Genomic DNA, 1326 nt, shown 5'->3' on the forward strand with positions numbered 1-1326 from the left:
TGCGCGATCGCCTTCATCCCGCCGCGGCCCAGATCTATTGCCTCGACACCCAAAAAGAGGCGGCGTTGGCGCTCGTTCAGGTGAGTCCGGAGGGCCGCATATCTACGGGCTGTGGATTCAGCATGCTGAGTGAGGTCAACCATGGCACAAGTTTAACGGGAAACTAACCAAAACCATAAGTTATTACATCGCGAACCCTAAGCCGAGGAAAGATTCCAAGAACGCCGGAACTCCGGGCCAAAGCCGATCTCTCTCGGCTTAGCGTTTTTCTCGGCTTAATCGCTATGAACATGATCGATAGGGTATGGGAATTCGTTCTGGATTTCTTCCATTGCCGCGACGATCCATTTAGCGGCTTTGTTCTTGATCGCCCGGTTGATCGTCCACCCGGTGAAAGGATCGGTGACGGTCAGTGTGAATGCGTACTGGCCCTTGGCGCTGTTGCCGCAGTGAGCGACCGTATCGATAGCGACCATACCTGGCTGCCAGTCAATGGCCGGGATCCGGGACATGATCGGAATGACCTCGGTGTACTGGTTCCGTCGGGACCGGGTCGTTGATTTCCCATCCGGGTACATCGAGAGTTTGAAAGGTGCCAGCAGCCGGTCGATCGTGGCCGCACTCATCGCCAGCAACTGGGCCCGAGCCTCAGGGCTGTACCGGGAGCGGACCCGCCCGAACGCACCGGAACCTATGTGCGCTTCCATGTTGGCCAGCGTGGCACCCATGACCGCGGCCAGATACTTGCCACAGGGCTGCCCCGCAACGACCCAAACCTGCTGCAGAACCTTTACCGTGTCATAGCCATACGTTGGCGGCCTCGGCCTGCGGGCCACGGTCCGGGCCGGCCCACGCCGCTTAAAGGCCTTGCCGAGCTGCCGGCGGGCATTAGCCCGTGACCACCCGATCTCAATGACTAACCGGTCAAGGATCTCACCCTTGGCCTTCTTCGAAGCCCGAGAATACTCCCCGGCTTCCTTCTTCGTGATTTCCCTGCGCGCCGACAACGACATCCCATAGTCCATCCCTCCAGCACACCAAAGCACCCGAACATGCACCAGAGATTTCGCGAGCACTTCTCAAATGAGGCACGCACCCCTTTTCGCGAGCACTTTAGATGAGTCTCGTCGATGACCTGTATCCATACTATGATTGTCGGTATAATACGGAGTACTACTCAAAAAGTTTCCGTACGCACGGGGCTGTTATCTGCGCACGAGTTCAAGGACGTGGTCGCGGACATCTGCCATGGTGACGATGTCCAGGGCTTCGGCGTTCAGGCGAAGGAACGGTTCGGTGTTGGAGGCGCGCAGGTTGAACCACCAG

General features: G+C 58.0%; 2 protein-coding genes. Both read right to left on the minus strand.

The features are described 5' to 3' along the window. Positions 1–275 precede the first annotated feature (275 nt). Positions 276–1013: a hypothetical protein gene (locus JMA46_RS16695; protein ID WP_207346473.1), complete on the minus strand. Its 738-nt coding sequence runs from the start codon at positions 1011–1013 to the stop codon at positions 276–278. A 192-nt stretch (positions 1014–1205) separates the two neighbouring features. After that, the coding region (locus JMA46_RS17525) for a hypothetical protein (RefSeq protein WP_207346285.1) at positions 1206–1326 on the minus strand (121 nt) is incomplete at its 5' end.

This window comes from Arthrobacter sp. E3, assembly GCF_017353415.1.
GTDB lineage: Bacteria > Actinomycetota > Actinomycetes > Actinomycetales > Micrococcaceae > Specibacter.

Coding starts and splice junctions, on each gene's coding strand:
- JMA46_RS16695 (WP_207346473.1), bottom strand. CDS start 1,013: ATGTCGTTGTCGGCGCGCAGGGAAATCACGAAGAAGGAAGCCGGGGAG.